Genomic DNA, 20,479 nt, shown 5'->3' on the forward strand with positions numbered 1-20,479 from the left:
ATCGCGGTTTCGGCGCAGACCTTGTGTGCGGGTCTGCGCTGTTCGTCGCGCAGTGGGGTGGGGTGGCCGCACCAGCGGCACGGGAGGGTGCGGGTGCGGTCGTAGTGCCGGGCGTCGTGCCAGTCGAGGGCGGCCAGAGCCCGGGGCCTACACGGCGTGGTTGGGGTGGATGTCGATGAGCATGGCGGTGGCGTTGTCGGCCCGGGTGGGGCCGGCGTGCACGGCGAGGTCGGTGATGCGCTGGGCGGTGGTGCCGAGGGGGCCGGTGAGCAGGGGCGTCAGGGCGCTGAGCCCGGGACGGGAGGAGCCGTTCGGGTGAGGCGGGGGCAGGGTTCCGGCCTCCTCATGGGGCAGGTAGGCACCGTCGGAGGCGAGCAGCAGCCGTCGCGTCCGCCGGCGGGGGCCGAAGTCCACGGTGACGGTGTCGATGACGCCGGTGCTGAAGCACAGGGACGAGGTGAGGCGGTCGTGGGCGTCCGGCTCGGGAGCTCGGCCTTCGCGGCGCTGGCGGGTGGCCTCGTTGTGGTCGCAGGTCAGCAGGCGGGAGCGGCCGTTCTCGGCGTAGTAGGCGCGGCAGTCTCCGGCCCAGGCGATGGCCAGCCTGCCGGTCGGGGTGAGGACGGCGACGACCGCGGCGGCGTCCGCCAGCCAGTCCTCGGGGTGGTCGAGGGCCGGGCGTTCGGCGTGCAGGCGGGGGCGGATCTGCCGGATCGCGGCACCGGGGTCACCGAGGCGTGCGGCGAGCTGGGCGAGGGCGGGGGCGGCCGTGTCGATCCAGGCGGCGGTGTGGTCGTGGTCGCCGATGCCGTCGAGCAGGACCCACGCCCTGTGCCCGGTGGCGGGGTTGTGGTGGTGGGCGGTGGTGTCGCACTGGTGGGTGCGGCTCCCGATGTGCTGGGAGGTGGTCTGACTGGTGGTGAACACCTTGCTCCTCACGGTGGAGGGCCGGACTGTCCGGCCCCCGCACCGCCCAACCACCGCCTGGCGGGCGGGTGTTGGGCGGCACGGCGATCGGCACAGACCGGGCCGGTCAGAACGGCGGCTCGTTGCTGTAGACGGGTTCGGTCCAGCCGAACAAAAGGCGGGCGACCCAGCGCGGCAGGGGCAGGGCGCGTTCGGGGTGGTCGGGGTTCCAGCAGGTGCACCAGTAGGAGTGGGTGCCGGCGTACTCGCCGGTGTAGTCGCCGTAGTCCTCGGCCCAGCCGCCGTCGCCGTGGCAGTCGGGGCAGTTGGGGTCGGGGGTGTCGGTCAGGACCAGCAGGGGCTGGTCGCCGGACCGGTAGCGCAGTCGCAGGCGGGGCATCGGGGGTTCTCCGTTCAGGCCGCGCGGCGGGCGGCGAGCTGGACGACGGGGGCGAGGCGTTCGACCGGGGCGAGGTGCGGGAGGGGCTCGCCGCCGTCGGGCGGGACCGGCACGCCGGTCTCCTGCTGGGTCTGGGCGCGCTCGTGGGCGGAGAGGTCGAGGACGGCGCGGGTGCGGGCGGAGTCGGCGCGGGAGGCGCGCTGGGAGGCGAGGTGGGGGATGAGGGCGAGGGTGCCGGGGCCGAAGAGGACGGCGGCGGTGACCAGGTCGCTGGTGTTCACGGGGTTCCTCCGGTGCGGGCGGCGTGGGCGAGCAGGTCGAGGACGCTGGTGCCCATCTGGGCGGTGCGGTGCTGGATGGCCTGCCAGGAGTCGGGGTCGATGTTCATGAGCGCGGCCAGCGACGCGGCGGGGTCGCGGTTGGCGGCGGCGGTGAGGGCGTCGCGCAGGTGGGCGGCGGCCAGCGGCCGGATCACGGCCGGGGCGGTGGCGGTGGGGGTCATGCGCGGACCTTGCCGATGGCGTCGACCAGCGCGTGGATGAGGTTGTTGACGGGGCCGGCCGCGCCGGTGGAGGCGAGGAGGAAGCCGAACAGGACGGCGACCAGGGCGGATCCGTAGCCGAGGGACTTGGCCTTGAGGAGGAAGGCGAGGGCGATGCCGAACAGCACGACGAGCGAGACGGTCAGGAGCATGACACGGCCTTTCGTTCGACGGCCCGGGGGCCGGAGCGGGCGGTGCGAGGGGTTCAGCGGGTGCCGTTGCGCCAGGTGCGGTGGGCGGCGTTGAAGAGGAGGCGGCCGATGCGGATGCGCTTTCCGGCGCCCTTGCAGCGGCGGCAGGTCCTGCCGCGCTTGGGGTTGCCGTGGCGGTCGGTCTTGAGGGCGAAGCCGAGGCCGGTGCACTTGCGGCAGTTCCCGAACGGGCTCGCCGCACACAGCGCGCTGTAACCGAGGGTGACGAGAAGGGCGGCGGCTATCGCGGGGAGGATCAGGGGGGTCACAGGGGCCTCCAGGGCGGTTTCCGGGGTTTTCGCAGGTGGCGCGCTAGGGGCTAGTCCGCTGGCCAGATATGGTGTGGGCCGCTAGCAGGGGTGCTAGGTCTAGCGGGGACGTCCGCTAGACCTAGCACCCGATCGGGGCTCTCAGGCGGCGCGCTTCTTGTCGCGCTCCGTGACGGACTTGGTGACGTCGTCGCGGGTGATGCCGCGTCGGTTCGCGCCCTTGCCGTCCTCGGTGGTGCCCCAGACCTGGCCGGTGGTGATGCCGTAGGGCTTGAGCGCGGCGACCAGCTGGTCGGCCTTGGCGCGGCCCTCCAACTCGGCCCACGGCCCGTAGACGTCGGGGCGGAGTTCGGCGAGGCGGGCGACGATCGTCTCCGACCAGAGCTTCGGCTCGTCGGGGCCCATGACGGCGAGGACGTCGGCGAGGAGGTCGTGCGAGACGGCCACGGCGGGGGTGGCGTCGGCGGTGCCGGCGGCGAAGCCGGTCAGCAGTCCGGCCCGCTCGCGCGCGGCCCGGCCCCGGGCGGCGATGGCCTCGGCCGCCGGCGCGTCCACAAAGACGCTGCGGACGATCTGGGCGTCGGCGCCCTCGCCGCCGACGTAGTAGGCGATGCCCCGGTCCTCGCGGGAGAACGTCGTGGCCCGCACGCCGCGCTTGTAGGAGGAGGTGCCGAGGACCATGTCGTTCTCGACCTGCCCCATGACCTTGAGGCACAACCTGAGGATCGCGTTCGCGGAGATGCCGGTCGGGAGGGACTTGGCGTCGGGGCGCTGGGTGGCCAGCAGCAGGACGATGCCGGTGGCGGGGCCGCGCTTGACCAGGTCGGTGCAGATCTCCTCGAACTCGGCCCCGTGCTTGGGGTGTTCGAACCACACCTGGCACTCGTCCACGCCGATCACGATCGGGTGCAGGCGCAGGGACTTGTTGTCGGCGAGCTGGCTGGTGACCTTCGACTCGGGGCAGACGTCGCGGGGCAGGGAGCGGATCACCTTGGTGCGGCGCCTGAGTTCCTCGCGGACCTCGCGCATGTCGGCGATGGCGTACTCGATGTCCTCGTCGTCGTCGCCGGCGCGGTGACGGTGGCTCACCTGGTTTCCGACGGGGTCGAGGTCGCCGGTGCCCTTGAGGTCGTAGGTGTGCAGCTCGGCGCGGGGGTCGAGCGCGGAGATCAGCAGCAGCAGCCGTAGGAGGAAGGTCTTGCCCATGCGGGGGACCGCGCCGATGATCCCGGCGATGAACATCAGGGTGACCGTGACCCAGTTGCCGCGCTGGTCGGTGGCGAACGCCACGGGGTCGAACAGGTCGACGGTGCCGGCCTTGGCGAGCGGCCAGGCGGGCTGCTTGGCCTTGGCCATGTCCTGATCGCCGACCCACAGGACCATGCGGCCGGGGTGTTCGCCCTTGGCCTGCTCGGGCCAGACGGTGCCGATCGGGCGGCGCAGACCGGAGGCGAGGCGGCCCCGGCGCTCCATCACGTCGGTGACCTCTACGCCGGGCGGGAGTTCGACGTCGGCGCGCCAGCCGGGGCCGTCGCGGGTGATCGGCGCGGGGAAGGTGATCCCGGAGTTCTTCGACTTGGCGGAGGTGATCGCGCCGATGCCGAGGGACTCCAGCGCGGCGACGACCATGTCGGAGGTGAGCTTGGGGGCCTTGGCCTTCACGACGGCCCGGGTGATGAGCGGCTCGTCCGCCGGCGCACCGGCAGCACCGAGGGCCAGGACCACGGCGGCGGCCAGCGCCATGAGGGTGGCGGTGGACGTCATGACCAGCAGCACGATGACGGCGGCCAGGCCGAACACCGACCCGAGCAGGGTGATGATGCCGCGCAGCCGCACCCGGTTGTCGCGCTGCCGGCACAGCTTCAGGTACAGCTCGGCGTCCTCCCGCCGGGCGGCGGCCGCACGCAGCGGCTGGCCCTCGGCGTCGGCGGCCCACCGGCCCAGGAACGACAGCGTGCGCGCCGCGCCGCGCGGCGAGCGGGCGGCGAGCTTGGCGGCGTAGAGCGGGGAGCGGACCGCGTGGTAGGCCAGCGAGTGGCCGACGTGCCCGGCCGCCCACCTGGTCTGCGCGGCCAGCTCCGACTTCGACAGCAGCCAGGCGGGGAGGATCGGGCGGCGCGCGCCCTCGGGCACCGGCAGCGCCACCGCCAGGGGCTGGTCGACGTAGACGGACTGCCCGTCCGCGCCGTCCGGGTCGGCGTCGCCGGCGGGGGCGGGGCGGCGTTCGGTGCGGGCCTTGTCGAGGTCGAGGACCTCGCCTCGGGCCTCGGCCTCGGCGTCGGCGGCCATCTCCGCCGCCAGCAGCAGGAACAGCTCGTCGTCGCTGCTGCCGCCGGGCTCGGGCTGGCGGTTCTGGTTCACTGGTCTTTCCCTTCTTCGCTGCAAGGTGGTGCGGAAAGGGGGCCCGGGGCGGCCGGTCAGCTTGCCGGCAGAGGCGGCCGCCCCGGGTGTTCGTCGGAGCTGTTCCGGTCAGCCGATGACCTTGCCGTCGGTGCTGACGCGGGAGCCGACGACCGTGCCGCCGGGCACCTCGGCCCGGGCGACGGCCTCGGCCTGGGTCCGGACCTGCGACGCGGACAGGCCGACCGGCCCGGGACCGTCGTTGTAGACGGTCAGGAATCCGCCGTCGGCGGCACGGACGTGGACCTCGGCGCGGTAGTACTGGCTGGACATGGGGGTTCTCCCTCGGGGTGATGTGGTGCGGAAAGGGGGCCCGGGGCGGCCGGTCGGCTTGCCGGCAGAGGCGGCCGCCCCGGAAGTGGTGCCTGTGCCGGTCAGGCGCTGCGGGCGGCGGTCAGGGCGAGGGCGTCGGCCAGGATGGCCCCGTGGTCGAACGCCATGGCCTCCGGCACCGCGGTGAGCGGCGTCCAGCGGGCGCTGGCCGCGTCGTCCCCGGCGACGGCTTCGGTGCTGTCCGGGACCTCGATCCGGTACGCGACGGAGACGGTCCAGCCGCGCGGGTCACGGCCCGGGGTGTCGTAGACGCCGACCATGGTCAGCGCCGTCTCGGGGACGCGGACCCCGGTCTCCTCCCGCAACTCGCGCGCGGCGGCGGCCTGGGAGGTCTCCCCCTCGTCGACGTAGCCGCCCGGCAGCGCGGGCAGCCCCTTGAAGGGGGCGTCGCCGCGCTCGATCAGCAGCACCTCCGGGACGCCGGCGCGGCGGCGCACGCACACGATGTCGACCGTGTAGCCCGGGGTCGCCCAGACGGTCTCCTCGGCGACGGCCACGGTCGGCGTGGCGACGTGCTTGCGGGCCTGCCAGGCGGCGTGACGGGCGGCGAAGTCGTCGTGGATCGGGTCGCCCGCCGCGCACGGCAGGCCGTTCCGGCACGCCTCGCAGGCAGCGGTGTGCTCGGTGGCCGCGCGGAAGGCGTCCATGTAGGCGATGAACTGGGTGTCGGACACGGGAGTCTCCAAACAGGCTCTGGTGCAAGGAAGTTGGGGAAGGGTGGTGCGGGCGCGCTCAAGCGGCGAGGGGCACGATGTCGGCGGCGGCCAGGTCGCGGGCGTTCTCCGCCTCCTGGAAGCGGGCGGCGACCCAGCCGGTGGACCAGCCGGTCAGCTCGGCCACCCGACGCTGCGTCACGCTCGGCGTGTTGATCGCGGCTTCGACGATCTCCCGGGCCTTGGCCTCGGCGAGCTTCTCGGTGGCCGGCGGGCCGGACAGGATCTGATTCCAGTAGTACCGGCGGTCGGCGATCCGCTGCTTCTCACGCTGGCGCTCGGCCTGCTCACGCTCGCGCGCCTCGCGCTCACAGCGCTCCTTGGCGGCCCGCTCCTCGGCTTCCCTGCGTGCCCGCTCGGCACGCTCGGCGGCCTCACGGCGCTCCTGCGCTTCGTGGTTCTCGCGCAGCACCTTCAGTTCGTGCTCACGCTGCTCGCGCTCGTGCTCACGCTTGCGGTCCTCGGCCTCACGGGCCAGGCGTGCGGCGGTCTCGGCCGCTGCTTTCTGCTCGGCCAGGGCCCGCTCCTGGGCCTGCTCGGCACGCTGCCGGCGCTCCTCGCGCTCGGCCCGCTCGGCGGCGTCCCGGGCGGCGACGGCGCGGGCGATCGACCGGCGGTAGGCGAGCGAAGTCTCCGCCGTGACGATCAGCAGCAGCGGCGCGACCGCGTGGACAGCAACCCCCACAGCATCCTTCGCCAGGGCGGATTCGCCCACGTTGAGCAGCACCGTCGCCAGGCCGGTCATCCAGCGCAGCACCACCGGCCACCAACCGCCGTCCCCGCCGAGGCGTGCCAGGATGCCGTCCATCCGCACCACGATCACCACCGCCGCATCCACCGCCAGCGGCAGGATCGGAGCCGTCCACTTCCAACCGTCCGGGGTGTGGCCGGCCATCAACGGCGTCACCGTGAGCATGCTGTACAGCACCGCCCCGAACGTGATCGTCCACGTCCCCAAGCTCAGGATCTTCTCCGCCGAGCGAATCTGCTGCGGCGTCACCAAGGCACTCACCGCCCGCCCCGCTTCCCGCCCGACGAACGGGCGATGAGCACGAACACCCGTTTCGTGAGCACGACCAGACGACGGCGAGCACGACGCTTCAACCCGCTCACGCCGCGACCCCCACACCCGGCACCCGGCCGACCGGCCGGCGGGCGGTGAACAGCGGCACCGGCGCCGCGTCCATCAGCCGCCGCGCGAACCCGGCCAACTCCGGGTCCTCCCGGTCCAGGTCCGCCAGCACCGCCAGCGCCACGTCCATCCGCGCCGCGTACTCCGACGGGCCCTCGCCCGGCACGCCGGCGAACAGCTCGCTGTCCACACCCAGCGCCAGTTCCGCGAACTCCTCCGAGTCCACGGCGACCTGTCCTGCAACAATCGACCTCACGGGTCTCTACCTCTCTGTCAGGTGAGTGGGCCCGTAGGGGCTGGCGCGCAACCGGCCAAGGACAGCGCGCCAGCCCACCCACGGGTCCGACGAAAGACAGCACCGACACAGACGCCGGGCCGTCAGAGGACGGGGAGGGAGTTGCACCCTCACCCCCGAAGGGGCCCACTACGGGCCGTCCGTTGATCAGCACACTTTTGAGTTCTCAAGGAACGCTCGCTTCCTTCGGGGGGCTGTCACCCCACCCCTCCAGGCGCACGTTTACGCAGGTCAAGCACGCATCAGGCATGAGCCATCAACGACATCTTGTCCCCCTTGAGCCACTGGCTCAACTGGTAGGTACAAGCTGCTGAACATGATGCTGCACTCACGCAGAGCGATCGTCAAGCCCATTGGTCCAACATGTAGGAACCAGTTGACCCAGTGGGGCATTATGGGAGGTATGAGTAGCCAGCCGCTGTACCACCGAGTCGCAGACGTGCTCCGGAACGAGATCAACACCGGGGCGTTCCCGCCTGGGGTCCGACTGCCCTCCGAGCGCGATCTGTGCGACCGGTTCGACGCCTCACGGAACACGGTGCGCGCCGGCCTGAAGGTTCTCGTGGCCGAGGGGCTGATCGCGGCCAGCCAAGGGCTCGGCTATGAAGTTCGCTCCCACGAGGTGTTCAACCTGAATGCCTCACGCTTCGAGAACCTCACGTTCCCCCAGAACGGGGACGCCTACAACACTGATGTGACTCACGCCGGCCGAAGGCCTCACCAGGAGTTCCGAGTCGAGATGCAGCCCGCTCCGGCGATCGTGGCGGAGCAACTGCGGGTGCCCGAGGGGGCGACGACCGTACTGCGGTTCTGCCACCGCTACGTCGACGACGTGCCGTGGTCCACGCAGGCCACCAGCTACCCAATGTGGTTGGTCGAGAAGGCTCCGAGGCTGGCAGAGCCGGGCGACATCGCGGAAGGGACCACCCGGTATTTGGCTGGGCTGGGGGTCGAGCAGGTCGGCTACTTCGATGACATCTCCACCCGCATGCCTACGCCGGACGAAGCGCGGCTTCTCCAGGCTGGAGCGGGTGTGCCGGTGCTGGTGTGGGTGCGGACCGGCTATTCGGAGGACAAGCCCATCCGATGCACCGTCACCACGTTCCGCGGCGACCTCAACCACATGAACTACGAGATCGGAAACATCGCGGCGCGGGAGGCGGGAGAGTGATCATCGAACCAGCAACAGCGGCGAATCTGGAGCACCTTCTTGCTTTCCGGCAGGAGGCTGCTGCGTGGCTGAGCGCGCTTGGCAGCGACCAGTGGAGCCGCCCGTACCCGGCAGACAAGCTCCTGGACGCGATTGAGGCCGACACGGTCTTCATGCTTCGGGACGCATCGGAGATCGTGGGCACTATCACGCTCACGCCCGACGCTGAAGACGGGCTCTGGACTGAGGCCGAGCTGAGCGAACCCGCCCGCTACGTCAACAAGCTGACCGTTTCGCGCGCGTACGCCGGCCGGGACATCGGGGGACGCCTGTTGAACTGGGCAGGTACCCGTGCGGCCAGCGAGGGTGCAAAGTGGCTGCGGCTGGACGCCTGGACAGCGAACGAGCGCCTGCAGCAGTACTACGTCGATCACGGGTTCACGCACGTCCGCACCGTTCGTGAGGGCGGGGCGGTGAACGGCGGACCGCGCGTCTCCGGGTGGGTCGCGCAGCGACCTGCGGTGCCCGCAGAGCACGGTTTTGAGGACGCCACCGTGATGGGGTTCACCAGCAGCAATCACTGACGTTGTGACATCACCAGCTGACATCAACGTGCTTGAGCGCCTACGGGCAGTGGATGCCGCAGGTGGATCGATTGCCTTCTGCCCGCTGACGCCGGGGCACGTTGATCGAACTGTTGGTTGAGCTTGTAAAGCGGGGTTCGTCGGTTCGAACCCGACAGGGGGCTCGGTGAACCACCCTGGATAAGCCGCAGGTTGGCCTTCTGGGGGCTTGATCACCGGCCTCGGACTTCTCGTCCGGGGCCGTTTGCGTGAGCGGATGGCCACGGCGTCCGCTTCGTCCAGCCCGCCGACCTCGACCAATACGACATTCACCCCAGCATGCGCCAGTAGATCGGCGACTACCTTGCCGGCGCCTACCCCTACCTGGGCTGAGCCGCCACTGCCGCCTCCACCCGTGCCACCGCCGCGATGATCTCTGGCGACGCTCGACGAATGAACCGACCGACCACACTGTCTGCCCCGTAGCGGCTGACGATCTCCGCCACCCGCGCCTCGGCAGTTGTCGGCTCCCTGTCGGGTGTCGTCGTCATGTCGCACCACACTCATCCGCCTCCAGCAACACGAACGAGTGGTTCGCGACCAACCGCGTCAGCCGCTGGTCGGCCGCCGAACCAGCGGCCGACCGCTTAGTACCGGCACCGCCAGCAGGGCTAGCGCAGGCCGCTACTTGCCGCGGGCGATGTCGATCTGCATCTGCACTTCCCGATCGAGCTCCCTTACGGCCTTCTCAACGAGTTCCTCGAAGGGCTCGAATTCATCCTCAATGGCGGCGTACTCGCGTACCAACTCATGCTTGTCGCCGATGGACTCCAGCCCGTCGATCCGACCTCTCCACTGTTCCATGTCTGCCTTGGAGAACCGGTACTTCTTCCCCCGGACCTGTTCGAGGGTCGGGTTCGCGGCGAGATTCGCCTGGACGAGACGCAAAGCATCGCCACGTACGAGAGGCGGGACCCCAAGGTTGTCCTCGATGAACGTTAGACCGTCGGTGATTTCGTCTAGCCGGGCAGTGAGGTACTGGGCAAGAGCGCTGCGGACCTGGGGCAGGTCGAGGCCCACTTCACGACGGAGCTGCGCAGCGATCCGCTGCGGGATGTCCATCTCCAGGAAGCCGGAGCCGCCCCCGATGAACCGCGAGAGCTCTGGCCCCAGAGGTTTGCCAGTGAAGGCCATCATGCCTGGCTTGTATGCCTCCAGCGCAGTACAGGCAGAGTCGAAGTAGATCAGGGTTGCCGGCTGGAGAACCTCGCGCCGCAGCTTGTCACGGTGATACATCTCATTGCGGTACTTGTGCAGCTTCTCCAAGACGGGGCCAAGTGCAGGGTCAAGCATGTCGCGGCTGACCAAGAACGCTACCTTGGCATCGAAGTTCCGGTCGATTTCCCTCAGCTTCGATGTGGAGATCACCCGGGCTTCGATCAACGGAATCTCTGCCGCCGCCTCCTGGTGCCCGCCAGCGGCGAGATCCTTATACGTCGCCAGCACGCCCGCCAGCATCTCCTGGTCCCACAGTGCAGGCTGCACCGTCCGGTGAAGAATCAGCTCTGTCACGCTATCGAGGAGTATGTACGCCAGCCGCAGGTGAGGCACGCGACCCTTCTCGATCAGCCCCTTCGCCTCTTCGAGTTGTACGACAATCAGTTCCAGGCGCTCCATGCCGGCCCCTCCCTTGCAGTGCCCCACATCATCCCCGCCTCATGGCAGTGGCGACACCCGATATGGGTCAGGTCTACGAGGGCATCCCAGCCGCCGTTCCAGAGCAGCTACCCCGCGGCCTCCCTTGCCCTTGACGTACGCATGTGGTCTCAGTTCTGGTCTCATTCACCATCGTTCAGCGGGGTGCGCCGTCATGCGCAGGACCCGCTCCCACCTGCGGCCGGAACGTCCGCGACCGGCACTGAACGGTGGATCTCAGACCTCGAAAGCGTGTGTGGGGGCAACTCCACCGTGGGTTCGAATCCCACCGCTACCGCTCTTCCGAAGGGCCCCGACCGTCAGGTCGGGGCCCTTCGCGTTTCCCGCCGCCGGGCGGACGGCGGGCTCCCGGACCGGACGCGGCTGCCGCCGGTTTCCCGGCAGGGCCCGCACTGGAGGTCCGTTTCCGGTTGCCGGAGCCGAAGTTGAGGGGATGATGCCCGCATGGGCAGCACGCGGTGGCGCTGGTTGGTGTGGGTCGGGGCCGGGATATCGGTGGTGGGGCTGGCGTTGTTCCTGTGGGGGGAGGGACTGGACCGGGCGAACCAGTGGGCGGGCGTGCTGGGCCTGTTCGTCGGCCTCGCCGGCCTGCTGGCCTCCGTGACGGGCGGCGTGCGCGGCCGCGGCGGCGGCCAGTCCGCGGACGGCGCGGCGGCCGGCGGCTCGGTGCGGATGGTGCGCGGGGTCAAGGGCGACGTGGTGATCGGCCGCGGCTCCGCCGCCCCCGGGCCGGTGCCGGACGCCGCGACGACTCCCGTCGCCGACGCGGCAGGTGACGGCCAGTCGGCGCGGGGCGTGCGGGCCGGCGGGGACGTGGAACTGGTCGACGGCGTGGACGGCTCGGTGCGCTTCGGCGAGCAGCAGCCGTGAGCGGGTTCTGGCGCCGGCTGTTCGGTGCGGAGGACACCGCCGGCGGCGGCCAGTCCGCGGAACGGGCCGCGGTCGGCGGCGACCTGACGATGATCCAGCACGCGCAGAGCGTGCGGATCACGATCGGCCCGGAGCCGCCCCCGCCGGGCGACCTGGACGAGGCCCGCCGCCGCCACGCGGTGCGGCTGCGCGAGCGCTACCACCGCCTCGACCTGGAGGTGCTGACGCCGCTCTCCGAGCAGGACGAGCATCCGGCGGTCCACCTGCGCGAGGTGTTCGTCCCGCAGCTGGTGCGCGCCGACCCGCCGCCCGTGGAGCTGCCCCGGGAGCTGCTGAAGCGGCTCACCGAGACCGGGGAGCTCGACCCGGGCCGGCTGCCGCCCGGCGTCGAGCGGGAGACCGTGCGCCGGGTCCGGGAGGCCTACCGCCGCCGCCCGGCCGTGCCGGTGCTGCCGCTGCTCGCCGGGCCGGACGGGCACCGGGCCGTGCTGCTCGGCGACCCCGGGTCGGGGAAGTCCACGCTGGCCCGGTTCCTCGGCCTGGCGCTGACCGAGCCGCTGGTGCACCCCGGCGCGAACCTCCCGGAGGAGGTCGCGGCGCTGGCCGGCCGGCTGCCGCTGATCGTCGAACTGCGCCGCTACGCCGACCCGGAGTGGCGGGAGCGCACCTTCGAGGACTTCCTCGCCCACCTGCACGGCACCGAGGGCCTGGGCCTGCCCGCCGCGCTGCTGGAGCGCCAGCTGACCGAGCACCCGGCGGCCACCCTGGTGCTGTTCGACGGCCTGGACGAGCTGTTCGACCCGCAGGTGCGGGAGACCGCGAGCCGGCGGATCGCCGCGTTCGCGGCCCGCTACCCGCAGGTGCGGGTGGTGGTGACGTCCCGGGTGATCGGCTACCGGCGGGAGCCGCTGGACGCCGCCGGGTTCGGGCACTACATGCTGCAGGACCTGGACGACCGGCAGATCGACACCTTCGCGGCCCGCTGGTACGCCACCGCCTGCCCGGGCGACCCGGTCGAGGCGCAGCGGCTGCACCGCCGGGTGACGGCCGCCGTGGCGTCCTCCGCGCCGGTGCGGGAACTGGCCGGCAACCCGCTGATCCTGACCATCCTGGCGATCATCGGCCGCCGCCGGGAGCTGCCCCGGGACCGCCGCACCGTGTACGAGCACGCCGTGGCGGTGCTGGTCGAGCACTGGGACCCCAGCAAGTACCTGCAGGACCGGCGGGTGGACGGCGGGATGCCGTACCTGGCGTCCGAGGACCGGCTGGAGCTGCTGCGGCTGGTCGCCCGGCGGATGCAGGAGGGCGGTGACGGCATCGCCGGGAACCACATCCCGGGCCGGGTGCTGCTGGCGTCCTTCGAGGGCTACCTGCGGGACCGCTACGAGCTGCCCGCCGACCGGGCGGCGCCGGTGGCCCGGGCGATGCTCCAGCAGTTCCGGGAGCGGAACTTCATCCTGAGCCGGTTCGGCGGCGAGGTGTACGGCTTCGTGCACCGGGCGTTCCTGGAGTACCTGGCGGCCTCCGACATCGCCTACCGGTTCAACCGGGAGCGGTCGCTGACCGAGGACCAGCTGCTGGACGGGGTGTTCGCGGCCCGCTGGCACGACCCGGCGTGGCGCGAGGTGCTGCTCCTGCTGGCCGGCGAACTGGACGAGCGGTTCGTCGGCGAGGCGGTCTCCCGGCTGCTGGCCGCCGCGCCCGCCCTGCCGGGGGCCGCCGACCCGGTGCCGGAGTGGCTGGTGCTGGCGGTGCGCTGCCTGGGCGAGGTCCGCAAGCTCGGCCTGGTGACGGCGCAGAGCGAGGCCGTCGTGGACGCCCTGGTGGCGCTGTTCGAGGCGTACGCGGCCGAGGGCTCCACCGTCCTGAAGGGCGACACCGTGGAGGCCCTGGACGGCCTGCGGGCGGTGCTGACCGGGCTGGGCCCGCACTGGGTGGGCCGGGAGCGGTTCCTGCGCTGGTACCTGGTGTACGGGCACCACGCCCAGCGGGAGTCGCCGCTGCCGGCCGAGGTGGGTGCGGTGACGGCGCGGCTGGCGTGCGCGCTGCTGCTGAACGATCCGCGCGGCCCGGCGCTGCTGCGCGCCTGGGCGGAGCACGGCTGGTCGCCGGCCCAGCGGGCGGCGGCGTTCGGGGCGCTCGCCGAGGGCTGGGCGGGCGACCGGCGGGTGGGCGCGTTCGTCCGCCGCCGGATCGAGGAGGACGCCGACCCGCTGACCCAGGAGGCGGCGGTGGCGGCGCTCGCCGACGGCTGGGCGGGCGAGGCCGCCAGCGGCGCGTTCCTGCGCGCGCGGGTGGCGGGCGCCCGGGGCGAGAACCGGCTGAACGAGATGCTCGCGCTCGGCAAGGGCTGGTCCGGCGACGGGCCGGCACAGCTGCTGCTGCGGGAGATCGCGGCCGCCGACGGGCAGCCCGAGCTGCGCGGGCTGGCGGTGTTCGCGCTGACCGTGAACGAGCGGGTCGGCGGGGCGCTCGCCGAGTTCCTGCGTGAGCGGGTGCGCCTGGACCGCGATCCGAGGGTGCGCGGCATGGCCCTGCAGGCGATCTGTCTGCAGCCGGCCGAGGATCCGCGCAACGCCCCGTTCCTGCGGCTGCTGGCCGGCTCCGACAAGGACCCGCGGGTGCGGGCGGCGGCGCTCGCCGGCCTGGCCCGGGGCTGGGCCGGCGATCCGGAGGTGGCGGAGTTCCTCAGGCAGCGGGTCGCCCAGGACCCGGACCCGATGGTCCGCCGCCGGACCCTGGCCGTGCTGGCGCACCGCTGGGCGGGCGACCGGCGGGTGGCCGCGCAGCTGCGGGGCTTCGTCGCGGGCGACGGCCTGCCGGAGGCCCGGGCGTTCGCGCTGACCCTGCTGGGCCAGGGCTGGGCGGGCGACCCGGAGGTCGCCGAGTTCCTGTTCGAACGGGCCCGGGCGGCGGACGGCCACGGCCGGGCCCAGGCGACGGGCGAGCTGGCCGCGCACTTCGCGGAGGACCCGGCGCTGGACGAGTTCGTCCGGCACGAGGCCGTGCACTCGCCCGACCCGCTGGTGCGCGGCGCGGTGCTGACCGCGCTCGCGGACCGCCGCTCGCCGAGCGCGCAGGCCCGCGCGCTGTTCCTGGAGCGGGCGGTCGCCGACCCCGACCCGCGCACCCGGGACCTGGCGCTGGAGGCGGTGGTGCGCTGCTTCGACGGCGAGGAGCGGGCCGGGGTGCTGCTGCTGGCCCGGGCGGCGCACCTGCGGGACGCGGCGGTGCGGCTGTCGGCGCTGCGGGCCCTGCTGGCGCACCGGCCGGACGATCCGGCGGTGCGGGCGCTGCTGCGCGAACGGGCGGTCGCCGACTCGTCGGCGCCGATCCGGGCGATCGCCCTGCACGCACTGGCCCGCGACCGGGCCGGTCGGCCGGTGGACCTGTTGCGCGAGCGGGCGGTGGCCGATCCCGATCCGCTGCCGCGGCGGGTGGCGCTGCGGGCCCTGGTCGCCGACCCGGGGGCGGCGGACTTCCTGCGGCTGCGGGCGGTGGCGGACGCCGACGACGAGGCCAGGATCGCGGCGCTGCGGGCCCTGGCGTTCGCCTTCCCGGGGCCGGAGACGGTGGAGCTGCTGGCCGGCCGGGCCCGCTCCGAGCGGGCGCCGGCGGTGGCGGTGGAGGCGGCCCGGCTGGGCGAGGCGCTGCGTGCGGCGGACACCCCGTGGACGGCGAACGGCCCCGCACTCCCGGGCGGTTGACCACCGTGCCTCGGGAGTGCGGAGCCGGGACGAACCTCTCGGTCCGCGGTGGGGGCAGCAGCTCCGGGGGGACGAGCTGCTGCCCCGGGCGGAGGTCCCACAACCGGTGCCGCGTCGGGGGGAAGCCGCGGCGCCCGGTCCCACAGCGGGGACCTCCGGATCGCCGTACCGGGGATTCCTGCCAGATCCTCGGTACATCAACCATCCTGCCGCGCCACCGGGGCGGGCACATCCGGAGAAAGCCCTGTCCGGACGGGACCTTCGTCCTGCCGGGTGAACAAGGCCCTCACCCCTTGCGCCGTCCGGTGGATAAGCTGCGGGTGGCAGGGCCGCGCGGGGAGAGGACGGCGGCCCGACTCAGGGAGGCAGGCCCGTTCGATGGCTCAGGCGAAGAAGGTGGCCATGTGGATCCTGGTCATCTTCGTCATCTACACGATCATCACCTCGCCGGTGCGCGCCGCCGAGCTGGTGCAGTCCGGCTTCGTCGGCATCTCGGACGCGGCGAAGGCGGTCGGCGCTTTCATGACCGGCCTGGTCCGCTAGTACCGTTTGCGGGGTTCGTCCTTCGGGGGCGCCGCCCCGCCGGGGCGTGCCCTCCCTGATCCGCGAGGAGCGGCATCGTGATCCGGCACCTGGTCCTGTTCAAGCTCAACGACGGCGTCGGCAAGGACGACCCGCGGGCCCTGGCGGGCGCGAAGGCGTTCGAGGAGCTCGGCGCGGTGATCCCGGAGCTGCGCGAGTGGGAGTGCGGCTGGAACACCACCGAGCGGGACATCGCGTACGACTTCGCGATCAACAGCCTGGTCGAGGACCGCGACGCGCTGGCCTCCTACCTCGGCCACCCGGCCCATCAGGCCGCCGCCGGGCAGTGGCGTGCGTTCGCCACCTGGGTGATCGCCGACCTGGAGGTCTGACCTCCCGTCGCACACGCACGACCACCGCGACCCCCGGCCCGCTCGGCGGACCGGGGGTCGCGGCGCGCTCCGCCGAATGCTGGACAGTCCGTCAACACGCCTCTGCCGGGTGCTTGCCCGGCCGTGGAGCGACTTGTGATGCTATGACCGGTTTTGCCGGAAATTGGCGAGGTGGTTCACAAGGGAGGGGTGACGTGTCCGTGCGGACGCAGGGCAACAGCGCGCCGGAGGACCGGATCGGCGACCTGCCGGACCCGGTCGAGCTGGCCGCGCGCCGCTCCGGCGGGCGCGGCGCGGTCGACGTCCGGACCCTCACCCGGGTGCTGTTCGAGCGGCTCGCCGAACTCCCGCCCGGCACCCCCGAACGCGCCCGGGTCCGGGCCGCCCTGATCGAGATCAACATTCCGCTGGTCCGCTACGCCGCCACCCGGTTCCGCAGCCGCAGCGAACCGATGGAGGACATCGTCCAGGTCGGCACCATCGGCCTGATCAACGCCATCGACCGCTTCGACCCCACCCGCGGCGTCCAGTTCCCCACCTACGCGCTGCCCACCATCCTCGGCGAGATCAAGCGCTACTTCCGCGACAACGTCCGCACCATGCACGTGCCGCGCCGGCTCCAGGAGCTGTGGGTGCAGGTCAGCGGCGCCATGGAGGAGTTGACGGTCACCCACGGCCGGGCCCCCAAGGTCCCCGAGATCGCCGCCAACCTGCGCATCCCCGAAGAGGACGTGCGCGCCTGCCTGGACGCCGGCCGCGCCTACAACGCCGCCTCCCTGGAGGCCGCCCAGGAGCACGAGGGCGGCCTCGCCCTGCTGGACCGCCTCGGCTACGAGGACTCCGCCCTCACCGACGTCGAACACCGCGACATGGTCCGCCACCTGCTGGTCCAACTCCCGGAACGGGAACGGCGGATCATCATGCTGCGGTTCTTCGCCAACCTCACCCAGTCGCAGATCTCCACCGAACTCGGCATGTCCCAGATGCACGTCTCCCGGCTGCTGTCCCGCATCCTCACCCGGCTGCGCACCGGCAACTCCTGGGAGGAGTGAACCGCCCGCACCGGACCCCGCACGACGACTCGCCGCGATCGGGTTTGCCGGGCCCGGTGATCCGGTATTGAGCAGAAGGACACGTCAGTCGGGAACCGCCGTACGGGTGGAACCCGTTCGACAGGCAGTCGCAAAGGGGTGGGCGCGTGTTCACAGAACAGGGCAGTGCGGTCATCGAATCCGTCGCGGTACCGATCCCGGCCCAGGCCGGACCCGCCGAGGCCCCCGACCGGGCCCTCGACACCCGCACGCTGTCCCGCTCGCTGTTCCACAGACTCGCCGCGCTGCAGCCCGGCAGTGCCGAGCACGGGTACGTCCGCGACACCCTGATCGAGCTCAACCTGCCGCTGGTCCGGTACGCGTCCGCGCGCTTCCGCAGCCGCAACGAGCCGATGGAGGACATCGTCCAGGTCGGCACCATCGGCCTGATCAAGGCCATCGACCGCTTCGACCCCGAACGCGGCGTCGAGTTCCCGACCTTCGCCATGCCCACCGTGGTCGGCGAGATCAAGCGCTTCTTCCGCGACACCAGCTGGTCGGTGCGCGTCCCGCGCCGCCTGCAGGAGCTGCGCCTCGCCCTCACCAAGGCCGGCGACGAGCTCTCCCAGCGGCTCGACCGCTCCCCCACCGTCCCGGAACTCGCCGCCTACCTCGGCGTCTCCGAGGACGACGTGGTCGAGGGCCTAGCCGTCGGCAACGCGTACACCGCGAGCTCCCTCGACTCCACCCCCGCGGAGGACGACAGCGGCGACGGACCGCTCGCCGACCGCCTCGGCTACGAGGACCTCGCCCTCGAAGGCGTCGAGTACCGCGAGTCGTTGAAGCCGCTGCTGGCCAAGCTCCCGCCGCGCGAGCGCCGCATCATCATGCTGCGGTTCTTCGGCAACCTGACGCAGTCCCAGATCGGCGACGAGATCGGCATCTCCCAGATGCACGTCTCCCGGCTGCTCACCAAGACCCTCGCCCACCTCCGCGAGGGCCTGACCGCCGAGTAGCCGTCCCGCGTCCCCCCGGGCCCCGGATCCGCCGTCCTAGACGGTGCAGGCGGCCCGGAGGGCGGCGACGTGGTCGGCCGTCAGGCCGAGGCCGTCGTGCCAGAAGTCCTCGAAGGTGGGCCAGCCGAGGGCCAGTTCCTCGAAGGCCGCGTCGAGGTAAACCGTTTCGGCACGGGCCAGCGGCCGCAGCAGCGGGTCCACCCGGGCGATCCGCGCCGCGGCGCGCTCGTTGGTCAGCAGGTAGTCGGCGACGACGGCCTCGCGGGGCACGCCGAGGGCGGTGAGGAGCAGGGCGGCCGTCCAGCCGGTGCGGTCCTTCCCGGCGGTGCAGTGGAACAGCACCGGCCCGCCGTCCGCCTCGGCGATCAGGCGCAGCACGGTGGCGAAGCGGGAACGGGCCAGCGGGTCGGTGACGAACCAGCGGTACATCGAGGTCATCATCGCGGTGCCCCGCCCCTCGCCGAGGACGGCGTGCATCGCGTCCGGCTCGCCGCTGCCGAGCGCCCGCCGCAGGTCCACGTACAGGTCGAAGTCGGCGGAGAACACCGGCAGGTGGTGCAGCGTCGGGCCGAGCCCGTCCGGGGACGGCACGCTCAGCGTCGCGGCGGCGTCCATCGGCAGCACGGCCGTCGGCAGCCCGGGCACCAGGTCGGCGCCCAGGTGGCGGACCTCGTCCAGGCTGCGCAGGTCGACGACGTGCCGCAGGCCGAGCGCGCCGAGCAGTTCGCGGTCGGCTTCGCCGAGCCGGCTGAGCGCCTCGGTGCGCAGCAGCAGGCCGGGGCGGACCCGGCGGCCGTCCGCGGTGCCGTACCCGCCCAGGTCGCGGGCGTTGACGGCGGAGGCCAGGCCGAGGCTGCGGGCGGTCTCGGTGGACGGCGCGGACACGGGGGCCTCCTGGCGGGCTGCGGCGGTTCCGGCCAGTGTAGGCAGGCCGGCCCGCGGGACCGCCCGGGGTGTCCGGCCGGTCCCGGGCGGGCCCGGTCCGTCCGCTACTTGACGGCCAGCCAGATCACGCCGACCACGACCGCCAGGGCCACGACGGCCCCGATGACGATCAGCGGGGTGCGGCTCGACGAGGAGCTGCTGCCGTAGGTGGTGACGGTGCCCGGGGCCTGCGCGGCCGGGGCCTCGTCGACGAACGCCCGGAACATCTGGGTGGAGCCGGCGGGGTCGTAGTCGTTGTCAGCCATGGAACGGGACTCTAGCCAACCCCGGCGGCCCGCCGACACCCCGGACCCCACTGCGGGCCCACTCTGCACGGAGCCCTCACCTCGGAGGACACCCCGGTGAACAACCGGTCGCAGCGGAATCAAGCAGGACCCGAACGGGTTGTCCCCCTGCATGACGACCAGTGACGCCCCGCGGGTGACCCTCGGCCCCTCCGACCTCTCCGTCTCCCCGCTGTCCCTCGGCGGCAACGTGTTCGGCTGGACGGCCGACGAGGCGCAGTCCTTCGCCGTGCTCGACGCGTACGCCGCGGGCGGCGGCAACTTCGTCGACACCGCCGACGTCTACTCCGCGTGGGCGCCGGGCAACTCCGGCGGCGAGTCCGAGACGGTGATCGGCAACTGGCTGCGCAGCCGCGGCAACCGCGAACAGATCGTGATCGCCACCAAGGCCGGCATGGCGCCCGGCCTGGACAACCTGAAGCGGGACACCGTGCGGCGCGCCGTCGACGGCTCGCTGCGCCGGCTCGGCATCGAGCGGATCGACCTGTTCTACACGCACCGGGACGACCCGGACACCCCGGTCGAGGAGATCGTCACCACGCTGGACGAGCTGGTCCGCGAGGGCAAGGTGCGGGAGGTCGCCGCGTCCAACATCGGCGCGGAACGGCTCGCCGCCTCGCTGGAGTTCGCCGCCCGCGAGGGCCTGGCCCGGTACGTGGCCGTGCAGCCGCACTACAACCTGGTCTCCCGCGACACCTACGAGGGCCCGCTGGCGGAGACGGCCGCCGCGCACGGCCTGTCCGCGGTGCCGTACTACGCGCTCGCCTCCGGCTTCCTGACCGGCAAGTACCGCCCCGGCGCGCAGGTGGACAGCGCCCGCGCCCAGGGCGCGGGACGGTACCTCGACGAGCCCCGCGGGCCGCGGGTGCTGGCCGCGCTGGACGAGGTGGCCGAAGCGCACGGCGTGGAGGTCGCCACCGTCGCGCTGGCCTGGCTGGCGTCCCGGCCCACCGTGGCGGCGCCGCTGGCCAGCGCCCGCACCGTCGAGCAGCTGCCGCCGCTGCTGGCGGCCCTGTCGCTGCGGCTGACCGAGGCCGAGCTGAAGCTGCTCGACGGCGCGTCCGCCTGACGCGGCGTCACCACGCCCCGGCGCCCCGCCCGCTGCT

24 protein-coding genes, 1 tRNA gene and 1 pseudogene are annotated in these 20,479 nt (G+C 72.6%); 12 read left to right on the plus strand and 14 right to left on the minus strand.

Translation table 11 applies throughout. The features are described from left to right. Positions 1 to 147: 147 nt before the first annotated feature. The 10 genes from ACFV1L_RS14065 to ACFV1L_RS14110 form a co-directional block, all read right to left on the minus strand. On the minus strand, positions 148 to 924 hold the full coding sequence (locus ACFV1L_RS14065) for a hypothetical protein (protein WP_380365662.1): 777 nt from the start codon (positions 922 to 924) through the stop codon (positions 148 to 150). 106 nt (positions 925 to 1,030) lie between these two features. Continuing rightward, on the minus strand, positions 1,031 to 1,303 hold the full coding sequence (locus tag ACFV1L_RS14070; RefSeq protein ID WP_380365663.1) for a hypothetical protein: 273 nt from the start codon (positions 1,301 to 1,303) through the stop codon (positions 1,031 to 1,033). 14 nt (positions 1,304 to 1,317) lie between these two features. After that, complete coding sequence (locus ACFV1L_RS14075; RefSeq protein WP_380365665.1) at positions 1,318 to 1,584, minus strand: hypothetical protein; 267 nt, start codon at positions 1,582 to 1,584, stop codon at positions 1,318 to 1,320. Continuing rightward, complete coding sequence (locus ACFV1L_RS14080; protein WP_380365667.1) at positions 1,581 to 1,805, minus strand: hypothetical protein; 225 nt, start codon at positions 1,803 to 1,805, stop codon at positions 1,581 to 1,583. The genes ACFV1L_RS14075 and ACFV1L_RS14080 overlap by 4 nt, the downstream gene beginning before the upstream one ends. Continuing rightward, complete coding sequence (locus ACFV1L_RS14085; protein WP_380365668.1) at positions 1,802 to 1,996, minus strand: hypothetical protein; 195 nt, start codon at positions 1,994 to 1,996, stop codon at positions 1,802 to 1,804. Before ACFV1L_RS14085 ends, ACFV1L_RS14080 begins: the two co-directional genes overlap by 4 nt. A gap of 53 nt (positions 1,997 to 2,049) precedes the next feature. Then, positions 2,050 to 2,304, minus strand: a complete 255-nt coding sequence (locus ACFV1L_RS14090; RefSeq protein WP_380365670.1) for a hypothetical protein — start codon at positions 2,302 to 2,304, stop codon at positions 2,050 to 2,052. Positions 2,305 to 2,445: 141 nt separating this feature from the next. Then, complete coding sequence (locus ACFV1L_RS14095; RefSeq protein WP_380365813.1) at positions 2,446 to 4,593, minus strand: cell division protein FtsK; 2,148 nt, start codon at positions 4,591 to 4,593, stop codon at positions 2,446 to 2,448. Positions 4,594 to 4,773: 180 nt separating this feature from the next. After that, complete coding sequence (locus ACFV1L_RS14100; protein ID WP_380365672.1) at positions 4,774 to 4,977, minus strand: hypothetical protein; 204 nt, start codon at positions 4,975 to 4,977, stop codon at positions 4,774 to 4,776. A gap of 101 nt (positions 4,978 to 5,078) precedes the next feature. After that, the gene (locus ACFV1L_RS14105; RefSeq protein ID WP_380365674.1) at positions 5,079 to 5,711 is read right to left on the minus strand and encodes an NUDIX domain-containing protein; all 633 of its coding nucleotides are present in this window, start codon (positions 5,709 to 5,711) and stop codon (positions 5,079 to 5,081) included. A gap of 58 nt (positions 5,712 to 5,769) precedes the next feature. Then, positions 5,770 to 6,678, minus strand: coding sequence for a DUF2637 domain-containing protein (locus ACFV1L_RS14110; protein WP_380365676.1), 909 nt, complete (start codon positions 6,676 to 6,678; stop codon positions 5,770 to 5,772). On the opposite strand from ACFV1L_RS14110, the gene ACFV1L_RS14115 reads away from it, so the two are divergent. Then, entirely contained in the window at positions 6,665 to 6,799 is a 135-nt protein-coding gene (locus tag ACFV1L_RS14115; protein ID WP_380365678.1) for a hypothetical protein, read from the plus strand. The two genes, ACFV1L_RS14110 and ACFV1L_RS14115, sit on opposite strands and share 14 nt — an antisense overlap. A 60-nt stretch (positions 6,800 to 6,859) precedes the next feature. Here the strand turns inward: ACFV1L_RS14115 and ACFV1L_RS14120 are convergent, their stop codons facing one another. Further along, on the minus strand, positions 6,860 to 7,138 hold the full coding sequence (locus tag ACFV1L_RS14120) for a hypothetical protein (protein ID WP_380365680.1): 279 nt from the start codon (positions 7,136 to 7,138) through the stop codon (positions 6,860 to 6,862). Between the two features lie 442 nt (positions 7,139 to 7,580). Between ACFV1L_RS14120 and ACFV1L_RS14125 the strand changes: the two genes are divergently transcribed. The 3 genes and pseudogenes from ACFV1L_RS14125 to ACFV1L_RS14135 form a co-directional block, all read left to right on the plus strand. Beyond that, positions 7,581 to 8,348, plus strand: a complete 768-nt coding sequence (locus ACFV1L_RS14125; RefSeq protein WP_380365682.1) for a GntR family transcriptional regulator — start codon at positions 7,581 to 7,583, stop codon at positions 8,346 to 8,348. Continuing rightward, positions 8,345 to 8,911 (plus strand): GNAT family N-acetyltransferase, encoded by a 567-nt coding sequence (locus ACFV1L_RS14130; RefSeq protein WP_380365683.1) that lies wholly within the window; start codon positions 8,345 to 8,347, stop codon positions 8,909 to 8,911. Before ACFV1L_RS14125 ends, ACFV1L_RS14130 begins: the two co-directional genes overlap by 4 nt. 255 nt (positions 8,912 to 9,166) lie before the next feature. Continuing rightward, positions 9,167 to 9,241: pseudogene (locus ACFV1L_RS14135) on the plus strand (NUDIX hydrolase); the annotation flags it as partial. A gap of 333 nt (positions 9,242 to 9,574) precedes the next feature. Here the strand turns inward: ACFV1L_RS14135 and ACFV1L_RS14140 are convergent. Beyond that, a complete protein-coding gene (locus ACFV1L_RS14140; protein WP_380365685.1) occupies positions 9,575 to 10,567 on the minus strand; it encodes a hypothetical protein in 993 nt (330 codons plus the stop codon). A 237-nt stretch (positions 10,568 to 10,804) separates the two neighbouring features. On the opposite strand from ACFV1L_RS14140, the gene ACFV1L_RS14145 reads away from it, so the two are divergent. The 7 genes from ACFV1L_RS14145 (at position 10,805) to ACFV1L_RS14175 (ending at position 18,144) form a co-directional block, all read left to right on the plus strand. Then, positions 10,805 to 10,880, plus strand: a tRNA-OTHER gene (locus tag ACFV1L_RS14145). 170 nt (positions 10,881 to 11,050) lie between these two features. After that, complete coding sequence (locus ACFV1L_RS14150; protein ID WP_380365687.1) at positions 11,051 to 11,476, plus strand: hypothetical protein; 426 nt, start codon at positions 11,051 to 11,053, stop codon at positions 11,474 to 11,476. Beyond that, a complete protein-coding gene (locus ACFV1L_RS14155; RefSeq protein ID WP_380365689.1) occupies positions 11,473 to 15,183 on the plus strand; it encodes a HEAT repeat domain-containing protein in 3,711 nt (1,236 codons plus the stop codon). Before ACFV1L_RS14150 ends, ACFV1L_RS14155 begins: the two co-directional genes overlap by 4 nt. A gap of 378 nt (positions 15,184 to 15,561) precedes the next feature. After that, entirely contained in the window at positions 15,562 to 15,726 is a 165-nt protein-coding gene (locus ACFV1L_RS14160) for a hypothetical protein (RefSeq protein WP_380365691.1), read from the plus strand. A gap of 77 nt (positions 15,727 to 15,803) precedes the next feature. Further along, on the plus strand, positions 15,804 to 16,097 hold the full coding sequence (locus ACFV1L_RS14165; protein WP_380365693.1) for a Dabb family protein: 294 nt from the start codon (positions 15,804 to 15,806) through the stop codon (positions 16,095 to 16,097). Positions 16,098 to 16,291: 194 nt separating this feature from the next. After that, the gene (locus ACFV1L_RS14170; RefSeq protein ID WP_380365695.1) at positions 16,292 to 17,149 is read left to right on the plus strand and encodes an RNA polymerase sigma factor SigF; all 858 of its coding nucleotides are present in this window, start codon (positions 16,292 to 16,294) and stop codon (positions 17,147 to 17,149) included. Positions 17,150 to 17,322: 173 nt separating this feature from the next. After that, complete coding sequence (locus tag ACFV1L_RS14175; RefSeq protein ID WP_380365815.1) at positions 17,323 to 18,144, plus strand: RNA polymerase sigma factor SigF; 822 nt, start codon at positions 17,323 to 17,325, stop codon at positions 18,142 to 18,144. A 36-nt stretch (positions 18,145 to 18,180) separates the two neighbouring features. Here the strand turns inward: ACFV1L_RS14175 and ACFV1L_RS14180 are convergent, their stop codons facing one another. Both ACFV1L_RS14180 and ACFV1L_RS14185 read right to left on the minus strand, forming a co-directional pair. Continuing rightward, the gene (locus ACFV1L_RS14180) at positions 18,181 to 19,029 is read right to left on the minus strand and encodes a tyrosine-protein phosphatase (RefSeq protein ID WP_380365696.1); all 849 of its coding nucleotides are present in this window, start codon (positions 19,027 to 19,029) and stop codon (positions 18,181 to 18,183) included. A gap of 104 nt (positions 19,030 to 19,133) precedes the next feature. Then, positions 19,134 to 19,334: a hypothetical protein gene (locus ACFV1L_RS14185; protein ID WP_380365698.1), complete on the minus strand. Its 201-nt coding sequence runs from the start codon at positions 19,332 to 19,334 to the stop codon at positions 19,134 to 19,136. Positions 19,335 to 19,485: 151 nt separating this feature from the next. Here ACFV1L_RS14185 and ACFV1L_RS14190 point away from each other — a divergent pair, with 151 nt between their 5' ends. Beyond that, the gene (locus ACFV1L_RS14190) at positions 19,486 to 20,442 is read left to right on the plus strand and encodes an aldo/keto reductase (RefSeq protein ID WP_380365700.1); all 957 of its coding nucleotides are present in this window, start codon (positions 19,486 to 19,488) and stop codon (positions 20,440 to 20,442) included. Positions 20,443 to 20,479: the final 37 nt, after the last annotated feature.

It is taken from the genome of Kitasatospora sp. NPDC059646 (assembly GCF_042734615.1).
Lineage (GTDB): Bacteria > Actinomycetota > Actinomycetes > Streptomycetales > Streptomycetaceae > Kitasatospora.

What these genes read in the sequence shown, in the direction of transcription:
- ACFV1L_RS14070 (WP_380365663.1), bottom strand. Translation starts at nt 1,303, where the DNA reads ATGCCCCGCCTGCGACTGCGCTACCGGTCCGGCGACCAGCCCCTGCTG.
- ACFV1L_RS14080 (WP_380365667.1), bottom strand. Translation starts at nt 1,805, where the DNA reads ATGACCCCCACCGCCACCGCCCCGGCCGTGATCCGGCCGCTGGCCGCC.
- ACFV1L_RS14085 (WP_380365668.1), bottom strand. Translation starts at nt 1,996, where the DNA reads ATGCTCCTGACCGTCTCGCTCGTCGTGCTGTTCGGCATCGCCCTCGCC.
- ACFV1L_RS14095 (WP_380365813.1), bottom strand. Translation starts at nt 4,593, where the DNA reads ATGGCCGCCGACGCCGAGGCCGAGGCCCGAGGCGAGGTCCTCGACCTC.
- ACFV1L_RS14100 (WP_380365672.1), bottom strand. Translation starts at nt 4,977, where the DNA reads ATGTCCAGCCAGTACTACCGCGCCGAGGTCCACGTCCGTGCCGCCGAC.
- ACFV1L_RS14115 (WP_380365678.1), top strand. Translation starts at nt 6,665, where the DNA reads ATGCTGTACAGCACCGCCCCGAACGTGATCGTCCACGTCCCCAAGCTC.
- ACFV1L_RS14125 (WP_380365682.1), top strand. Translation starts at nt 7,581, where the DNA reads ATGAGTAGCCAGCCGCTGTACCACCGAGTCGCAGACGTGCTCCGGAAC.
- ACFV1L_RS14140 (WP_380365685.1), bottom strand. Translation starts at nt 10,567, where the DNA reads ATGGAGCGCCTGGAACTGATTGTCGTACAACTCGAAGAGGCGAAGGGG.
- ACFV1L_RS14150 (WP_380365687.1), top strand. Translation starts at nt 11,051, where the DNA reads ATGGGCAGCACGCGGTGGCGCTGGTTGGTGTGGGTCGGGGCCGGGATA.
- ACFV1L_RS14160 (WP_380365691.1), top strand. Translation starts at nt 15,562, where the DNA reads ATGGCTCAGGCGAAGAAGGTGGCCATGTGGATCCTGGTCATCTTCGTC.
- ACFV1L_RS14185 (WP_380365698.1), bottom strand. Translation starts at nt 19,334, where the DNA reads ATGGCTGACAACGACTACGACCCCGCCGGCTCCACCCAGATGTTCCGG.
- ACFV1L_RS14190 (WP_380365700.1), top strand. Translation starts at nt 19,486, where the DNA reads ATGACGACCAGTGACGCCCCGCGGGTGACCCTCGGCCCCTCCGACCTC.